Raw genomic sequence first — 8,527 nt, forward strand, 5'->3', positions numbered from 1 at the left:
GCGGAACATGGGTAAATAAAGAAAAGGAATATATGATGTATACAAATGACAATAGAATAGTAATGACATTGGATGCGGGAGGAACGAATTTTGTTTTCTCTGCCATCCAAGGAGGAAAAGAGATAGCCGATCCGGTAGTTCTTCCGGCATGCGCGGATTGTTTAGATAAGTGTTTAGGCAATTTGGTAGAGGGTTTTAAGGCAATTCAGGCAGGCTTGCCGGAAACTCCGGTCGCTATCAGTTTCGCTTTTCCCGGTCCGGCAGACTATCAAGCCGGTATCATAGGCGATTTACCCAACTTCCCCTCTTTCCGGGGTGGAGTAGCGTTAGGCCCGTTTCTGGAAGATATATTCGGGATACCGGTATTTATCAATAACGATGGGAATTTATTCGCATATGGAGAAGCGTTAACCGGAGCCCTTCCGGATATAAACCTCCGTTTGCGGGAGGCAGGAAGCATGAAGCAATATAAGAACCTGCTGGGAGTCACCTTGGGTACCGGTTTTGGTGCCGGGGTTGTCATTAATCAAGAGCTTCTATTGGGAGATAATGCGGCAGGAGGAGATATCTGGTGTTTTCGGAATAAGAAATATCCGGAGTATATCGTAGAGGAGAGTGTCAGCATACGTGCGGTCATGCGAGTATATGCGGAACGATCCGGTGATACGGGAGCGCATACTCCGAAAGAGATCTTTGAGATCGCCGAGGGTATTTGCCCGGGTAACCGGGAGGCTGCTATTACGGCTTTCTCCGAATTAGGGGAGCTAGCGGGGGATGCGTTGGCGTCTGCCATTACTTTAATCGATGGCATCATCGTGATCGGTGGTGGACTATCGGGGGCTTCTAAATATATTCTCCCTGCTTTGTTGAAAGAATTGAACTCATCTACCGGTATGATGGATGGAAGTCGTTTCGGCCGATTGCAAATGAAAGCTTATCTTTTGGAGGATGCGGAGAGTTTCGCTGATTTCGCTAAAGGAGGAGCTGTCGAGGTACCCATTCCGGGTACCAATCGCAAGGTAGGGTATGATCCTTGTAAACGGATAGGGGTGACCGTAAGTAAACAAGGTGCTAATCGCTCGATCGCTATGGGAGCTTATGTTTTTGCGTTAAACCATCTATCTAAAGGAATATGAGACAAAAATATAGTATAGGACCTGTATGGTTCCTGATGTTTGCGTGTGCTTTCTTCACATCCTGTGTGACACAAGGCAAGAAAGTTCAGCAAGAAGAGCTTAGCCAATATGTAGAACCTCGGATCGGTACGGCGCATTGCCGTTGGTTTCATTTTACCCCGGGAGCGATGCCTTTCGGTATGGCCAAGCCGGCTCCTTCTACGAACGGGCATATCGGGAATAAATCCGGTTGGGAGGCGACCGGTTACGATTATCGGGATCAATCGATCGAGGGTTTCCCCTGCTTGCATGAGTTTCAGATCGGTGGAATCGTACTGATGCCTACGACGGGTCCATTGAAAACAATTCCCGGGGCGGTAGACGACTCGACAGGTATAGGATACCGTTCCCGTTTTGACCGTACGGACGAGATCGCTACCGCCGGTTATTATTCCGTTCTCCTAAAAGATTACTCGATTTGTGCGGAGCTTACCGCTACCCCTCGTGTCGCTATTCAGCGTTATACATTTCCGGCCGGGGAGGATAGCCATATCTTGTTCGATATAGGAAACCGTCAAGGAGAGAGCGGAGCTGTACGGGATGCTGAAATTACTTTTACGGAAGACGGGCATATCGAGGGCTGGGTGATTACCGAGCCTGAATATGTGAGGAAATATCAACCCGGGGCATCGGTTCCTTTGTATTTCTCGGCGGTGCTGGACAAGGTTCCCGTTGGATTTGGCGCTTTCAACGGAGCGGATATCCGTCCGGATGAACGGAAAGCGACGGGCGTGGGGGCCGGACTTTATCTGACATTCCGTACCCAAGATCAAGAGTCGGTAACCGCTAAAGTAGGTCTTTCCTATACATCCGTGGAGAATGCCCGGTTAAATAGGGAGACTGAGGCCGCTACCCTTACGTTTGACGAGGCAAGGGAAATATCTCGCCAAACATGGGAAGAATATTTGGGACGTATCCGGGTAGAGACTCCAGCGCGAGAGGATAAGGTGAAATTCTATACCGGTTTGTATCACGCTTTATTGGGGCGTGGGTTAGCTAGCGATGTGAATGGCGCTTATCCGAGAAATGATGGCTCGGTAGGACAAATCCCTTTGAAAGACGGGAAACCGGTACATAACTTATACAATACCGATGCCGCTTGGGGAGCGCAATGGAATCTGACACAGGTTTGGGCTTTGGCCTATCCGGAATATTATTCGGATTATATAAGTAGCCATTTGTTGGTGTACAAGGACGCCGGCTGGCTGGCGGATGGAATCGCTAATAGCCGTTATGTCTCCGGGGTTGGTACGAATTTATTAAGTACGATTATCGCTGGCGCTTATCAATGTGGCATCCGGGATTTCGATGTGAATACGGCTTATGAGGCTTGCTTGAAGAATGAGTTGGATGGGGAGAATCGTCCGTTGGGCGCGGGAAAGATCGATACCCGTTATTTCGTGGAATATGGTTATGTACCTCATTTGGATAAAGGGGACGGGCCGGACGAGGCTTTCATGTTTTCCGCTTCCCATACCTTGGAATATGCTTATAGTGCGTGGGCCGTGGCCCAATGGGCGAAGCAACTGGGTAAGACGGACGATTATAACCGTTTGATGGACTTATCGAAAGGCTGGGAGCGTATCTATGACCCTTCCTGTAATTTTGTCCGTCCTAAAAAGAAGGATGGTACGTTTATCGAGGACTTCAATCCGATGCAAGTATGGCGCGGATTCCAAGAAGGTAACGCTTGGCAATATACATTCTATGTACCGCACGACGCGAAAGGCTTGGTCGCAAAAGTAGGTGCGGACGTGTTTAACCATCGGTTGGATAGCATCTTCACGGTGTCTCGTAAATTAATCTTTAGCGGAGGCACGGAAGTAGGGGCTTTCGCCGGTTTGCAAACCTTGTATAACCAAGGAAATCAACCTTGTTTGCACATCTCTTGGATGTTCAACGAGGCCGGTCGTCCCTCGCTTACGCAAAAATGGGTGCGGGCGATCTTGAATGAGTTCTATGGTACGGATGGCATCCACGGTTATGGCTACGGACAAGATGAGGATCAAGGCCAGCTCGGGGCTTGGTACGTGATCTCTTCCTTAGGCTTATTCGATATGAAAGGCTTGACGGATCAAGCGCCTTCTTTCGCTTTGGGTAGTCCTTTGTTCGATAAGATTACGATCCGGCTGAATGACCGCTATTATAAAGGGAAGGAATTCGTGATCGAGACTCGTAATAATAGTAAGCAAAATGATTACGTGCAATCCATGGACTTAAACGGGAAACCATTGACGGATACTCGTATTCCTTTCTCGGAGATTGTTCAAGGTGGACATTTGGTTTTAGAAATGGGTAACCAACCAAAAGATCGATATGAAAACTAAAAGTACGAACTCCGCTATATTCCCGATCCTTTTTGGTTTTTTCGTGATGGGATTCGTGGATGTCGTGGGAATTGCCACGAATTATGTGAAGATGGACTTTGGTTTGTCCGATACGTTGGCGAACCTATTGCCCATGATGGTCTTTCTTTGGTTCGCCCTGTTCTCTGTCCCTACCGGTATCTGGATGGGACGGCACGGGCGTAGGAATACGGTGGTCGTAGCCTTGGCTATCACAACCTTGGCGATGCTGATACCTCTATTCTTCTATGACTTTGCTTGTATCTTGTTTGCGTTCGCTTTGCTGGGAATTGGAAATACGATCTTGCAAGTATCTTTGAACCCGATGGTAGCCCGGGTGGTAAATCCGGATAAGGTAACGAGCGTGCTTACGTTAGGGCAGTTTATTAAGGCGGTATCTTCCTTCTTAGGGCCGATTATCGCAGGTGTAGCTTCTTCTTTCTGGGGAGATTGGAAGTTGATATTCATTGTCTATTCGGTGACTACCTTGTTATCTATCATCTGGTTGATAACGACTATTCCGGGTAAAGAGGAAGGAGAGGGGCAAGAAGCCTCGTTCGCCTCTACGTTAGCTTTATGTAAAGATGCTAGGATACGGATGCTTTTCTTGGGGATTCTGTGTATTGTCGGGATCGATGTCGGTCTGAATACGACGATCCCTAAGCTATTGATGGAAAAGTTATCCATGCCGTTGCAAGAGGCTGGATTAGGGAGTAGCCTTTATTTCGCCGCTCGTACCGGAGGTTCTTTCCTGGGGGCTATATTGCTGGCGAGGATCTCGTCACGACCCTTCTTGAGGGGAAGCATGCTTATCGCTATCCTTGCTTTCGTAGGATTGCTTATCTCGGATAGCTTGTGGGGCATGGGCGTTATGATCGTACTGGTTGGCTTGGCTTGCTCGAATGTGTTTTCGATCCTGTTCTCTTTTGCGTTGGAACATCGGCCGGAGCAATCGAACGAGGTCTCGGCCTTGATGATTATGGGTGTATCAGGAGGGGCTTTGATTACGCCTTGTATGGGAGGCATAGCCGATATGTTCGGACAGGTAGCCGGCTTGATGCTATTATTAATATGTATGTTGTATATAGGACTTATATCAATAAAAACACGATAAGATGAAAAAAAGAACTTATTTATCAGCAGGATTGGCTTTGTTGATCGGGACATTGTCGGTTCATGCGTCTCCGGGATTATCGGATATCAAGAGCCGTGTATTACCGGCGGTTTATAAATCGAAAAACGGACTGACCCAAAAGGTCGAGATCTCCGTAAAACATGAAGGAGAACCTTCTACAGTGACGATCCGTTTAGGCGAGCAAAGCCATAAAGAGAAACTGGTATCCGGGGATAATGTATTCCGAATCGAGATACCCGAGGTTAGCACGACTCGCCAATTACCGTTGACGCTGACAAGTGGGAAAGAGAAAGAGGAAAGTACGGTTACCGTAAAACCGGTTCGCCATTGGCAGATGAATATGGTGCAGCACACGCATACGGATATCGGTTATACTCGTTCCCAAATGGAAATCTTAGCGGAACATCTACGATATATTGATTATGCGTTGGATTATTGTGATGCTACGGATAATTATCCGGATTTCGCTAAATTCCGTTGGACTTGCGAGATCGCTTGGGCGGTTAGCGAATATTTGAAATGCCGTCCGGCGGAACAGATCGCTCGCCTGAAGCAGCGGGTAAAAGAGGGTCGTATCGAATTAGCTACGATGTACTTGAACTTTGACGAATTACCCGATGAGCAAACGCTCGCCGCCTCCCTTTATCCGATCAAGCAATTCCGTGAGAACGGGATGCGTGCCGAGGTAGCTATGCAAGACGACGTGAATGGAATCGGTTGGTGCTTCAGCGAGTATTTCGCGGATGCCGGCGTGAAATATGTGAATATGGGAACCCATGGCCACCGTGCGTTGATCTGTTTTGATAAACCTACCGTATTCTGGTGGGAATCTCCATCCGGGAAGAAGGTCTTGACCTATCGTGCCGAGCATTATAACCAAGGAAATTTCTTTGGTATCCATACCGATGATTTTGAGCAGTTCGAGGAACGGGTCTTAGCGTATCTGGATCAAATGGAAGCGAAAAACTATCCGTATGATATATTGGTCGCCCAGCATTCGGGTTATTTTACGGATAATGCGCCTCCATCCACGAAAAGTTGTGAGATGCTACAAAAATGGAATGAGAAATATGAATGGCCGAAATTACGCACGGCGGTAGCCAGCGAATTCTTTAAGACGGTAGAGAGCCAATACGCGGATCGTATTGAGACCGTTCGTGGAGCTTGGCCGGATTGGTGGACGGATGGTTTCGCTTCCGGTGCTCGCGAAGCTGCCATATCTCGTGTGACTCACTCGGATATTATCGCGAACCAAGCCGGATTGTCATTCGCCAAAATGCTAGGCGCTCAATTGCCGACAGACATCAATGATCGGATTTATGATATCAACAAAGCTCTTTTGTTCTATGATGAGCATACTTTCGGGCATAGTGAGAGCGTGCGTAACGCTTATGGACTGGAAACTTGGGAACAACGCTCCTTGAAACAATCGTATGCGTGGGAAGCCTATCGCCATTCCGGTTTGCTGGGAGAGGCCACTATGGGTATATTACAATCGTTCGTGCCCAAAAGCGACGTTCCGTCTATCGCTGTATTCAATACGCTCAACTGGAGTTATAGCGGTATCGCTAAAGCTTATGTCGATCATCAGATTCTTCCGAAAGACAAGGCTTTCGAGATCGTGGATGCGGCTGGCAACGTAATTCCCGCACAAGCTGGCGAAAGCCGTTCCGATGGTACTTATTGGAACTTTTACGTGAAAGATGTCCCGGCTTTGGGATATGCGCAGTATTATATAAAGGTAAAGGATGCGCCACGTCCGGAAATACAGGGCGCTACGGAATTAAAAGAGACACATGTGGAGAATCCTTGGTATGCCATCGACTTCAATACCCGTAAAGGTACGATTCGTAAATTATATGATAAGGATTTGAACAAACAATTGGTTACGCCGGATGCGGAATGGGAGATGGGAGAGTTTATTTATGAGATTATCGATAGCCGTCATCCGATGGAACAATATCGTGCTCCCCAATTCCTCCGCCGTCGCCCAGAGAAGATGCGTTTCGAGAAATATGAGAAAGGCGATGTCTGGGATACATATCGTTTCCGGGGAGAGACAGTAGCGGGACGTGAGCCGAATAATCTGATGGTGGAATTCCGTGTATTTAACGTAACAAAGAAAATCGAGGTAGTTTATCGCTTGCGTAAAAAAGCGGTAACAGATCCGGAAGCGGTTTATATCGCTTTCCCGTTTGAGGTTGAAGGAGGAAAGATCCATTTAGATGTACCCGGCGGATCGATTGAGGCGGGTGTAGACCAAATCCCGGGCTCCTCTAACGATTGGTACACGGTGCAAAACTTCGCTACGGCTCGTAATGGAGAGTCACAGGTCGTGATGGGTAGCCAAGAAATACCATTAATGCAATTTGGGGCGATCAATACGGGGCGGTATAAGGCCGGAGCCGTACCTCAGTCCACGAATATGTATTCATGGCCGATGAACAACTATTGGGTAACCAATTTCAATGCGGACCAAATGGGAGAGATGCAATGGAGTTACTTCATCAACTCTTCGAAAGACAACACTATTGAGTATGCGACTAAGTTCGCTTGGGAAAACCGGATTCCGTTCTTGACCCGTGTTTTGCCTGCCGGAGATAAAAAGGTGGAGCCTCTCCAATCGGCTTCCATTTTCAAGATCGTACCGGAGAACTTGTTGTTGGTAAACATGAGGCCTGTGGAAGGCGAGAACGCTGTTATGCTTCAATTGCGTGAGATAGGCGGGAAGCCCGCTACTTTCTCTGTAGCTTCAGATAAAATTAATTTTGTGAAAACTACGGTTTGTGATGTCGTAGGAGACCCAGTTTCGGGGAATCCGTTGAGTTTCGCTCCGTGGGAGAATAAATTTATAAAATTATCTTGGTAGCATGGTAGGGGCGGGGTTTGCCCGCCCTTATCCAGTTTGTCTTATGTTTGTATATTGAATATTTTGATAGGATCTAACCCCCAATAAATCGGTATTATTCTAAGCAGAAGACTTGCTTGTGTTAGAGTGATGGGTGGAGAGTGTCATGAGAGACTCTGTTTCGGGTAATGCCTTATTGGATTTCAAGCCTTGTGGGAATAAGTCTATGGCGCTTTCTTGGTAGAAATATTGTAGATAATGTGGTTCTTCTTTTATTTATAAAGGAGGGCTAAATTTTTTCATATTATCCAGTCTCTGAATACATTATCTTTTTTTTCATAGAAGCCATACTAGTGCTATTTTCGCCTAGCCTTGAATCTCAATAAATTTAACATTTGTTTGTTGTAACCAATTTAAAGTGTTTTTACTGCTAATATTTGATAGTTAATTATTTATGTGATAGAAAGACGATGATACTATTGTAAGTCCGTACGGAACTAGTGCGCCATTCATGGTCTATATCATGAAAAACTGGGCAAATGTATAACTTTTTTGTAAACCAGACTTAAATCTATAGTATTTTTTTAATAAAAATGACACATTTATCACAAATCATCCCTTGAAACCAAGAATATCAACCCTTAAATGTACTAAAAATATATTGTTCCGTACGAACTATGTCTATTCTAGAATATAATATTACATATAAATGTAATCAATCTAAACTTAATTTAAAACAAGAGCAAAATGACAAAGAATGAATCTAAGCTATTATCCATTCAGGGGATAGCTAAAGCCTCAGCGTTCTGTTTGCTGCTTTCTGCCTTCTCTGTAAACGCCGCTATGGCCGCTCCCGCTCCCGCAGGCACGGTTGATGAAGTAATGGCAGTGCAGCAAGGCAAGAAAGTAACAGGTGTGGTTGTTGACGGTACAGGTGAGCCTGTTATTGGCGCTAACGTGGTGGTGAAAGGCACTACAAACGGTACGATCACTGATTTTGATGGAAATTATACGATCGAGGGTG

The 8,527-nt window shown here is 46.3% G+C and carries 5 protein-coding genes; all 5 read left to right on the top strand.

Features of this window, described 5'->3' with window-relative positions:
* Nucleotides 1-32 precede the first annotated feature (32 nt).
* Nucleotides 33-1,136: an ROK family protein gene (locus DWX84_RS17090; RefSeq protein ID WP_057317028.1), complete on the top strand. Its 1,104-nt coding sequence runs from the start codon at nt 33-35 to the stop codon at nt 1,134-1,136.
* Complete coding sequence (locus tag DWX84_RS17095; RefSeq protein ID WP_121961056.1) at nt 1,133-3,502, top strand: GH92 family glycosyl hydrolase; 2,370 nt, start codon at nt 1,133-1,135, stop codon at nt 3,500-3,502. Before DWX84_RS17090 ends, DWX84_RS17095 begins: the two co-directional genes overlap by 4 nt.
* Nucleotides 3,492-4,634, top strand: a complete 1,143-nt coding sequence (locus DWX84_RS17100; protein WP_048927817.1) for a sugar MFS transporter — start codon at nt 3,492-3,494, stop codon at nt 4,632-4,634. Before DWX84_RS17095 ends, DWX84_RS17100 begins: the two co-directional genes overlap by 11 nt.
* 1 nt (nt 4,635) lies before the next feature.
* Entirely contained in the window at nt 4,636-7,524 is a 2,889-nt protein-coding gene (locus tag DWX84_RS17105; RefSeq protein ID WP_048927818.1) for a glycosyl hydrolase family 38, read from the top strand.
* Between the two features lie 726 nt (nt 7,525-8,250).
* Nucleotides 8,251-8,527 (top strand): carboxypeptidase-like regulatory domain-containing protein (locus tag DWX84_RS21930; RefSeq protein ID WP_233573952.1); only part of this gene is annotated, 277 nt, incomplete at its 3' end.

Source organism: Parabacteroides sp. AF21-43, assembly GCF_003635435.1.
Lineage (GTDB): Bacteria > Bacteroidota > Bacteroidia > Bacteroidales > Tannerellaceae > Parabacteroides > Parabacteroides distasonis.